Origin of the sequence: Brachyspira sp. SAP_772, from assembly GCF_009755885.1 — a bacterium.
GTDB lineage: Bacteria > Spirochaetota > Brachyspiria > Brachyspirales > Brachyspiraceae > Brachyspira.
This window is the reverse complement of sequence record NZ_VYIX01000380.1, coordinates 1-515: the sequence shown is the minus strand read 5'-3', so window position 1 is coordinate 515 and position 515 is coordinate 1. Positions and strand designations below refer to the sequence as shown.

Sequence of the window (515 nt, the reverse complement as noted above, 5' to 3'; positions counted from 1 at the left end):
GCCTATGCTTGGTGCAAGATTAGTAACTACTAAAAAATCTAAATTCTTCTATCGTTTTGAAGTATTTTTTGATAAGCATTTCCACTCTAAAGTTAATTATATATATGAAAAAATATTAACTTACTCAGTTCATCATAAAAATAGAGTATTAATACCAGTAATAAGTATAGTATTTGCTGTTATAATAGTRGGRTTAATATTTATAGGTAAAGAAGGTTTCCCTCAATCTGATGAAGGTCARTTAATGGCAACTATACAAATGCCTATTGGTACAAGAAAAGAACAAACTGGCTCATTTATAGACAGAATGAGAAAAGATGTTGAAGAAGTTATTGGAAAAGATTTAAGCAGAATACAGTCAAGARCAAGATCTGGTTCTGATGCAAATAAAGGACAAATAAGAGCTAAATTAATAGACAAATCTGATGGAAGAACTGTAGAAACAGAAGAATATGTTGAAATGGTTAGAAAGAAATTAGCTGGATATCCTGCTACAATTAACGTTGATAGTGTAA

The 515-nt window shown here is 29.4% G+C and carries 1 protein-coding gene; it reads left to right on the top strand.

The genetic code is table 11. The features are described from left to right. Positions 1-515, top strand: a 515-nt coding sequence (locus GQX97_RS14615) for an efflux RND transporter permease subunit (protein ID WP_198391288.1), incomplete at both ends; no start/stop codon positions are given.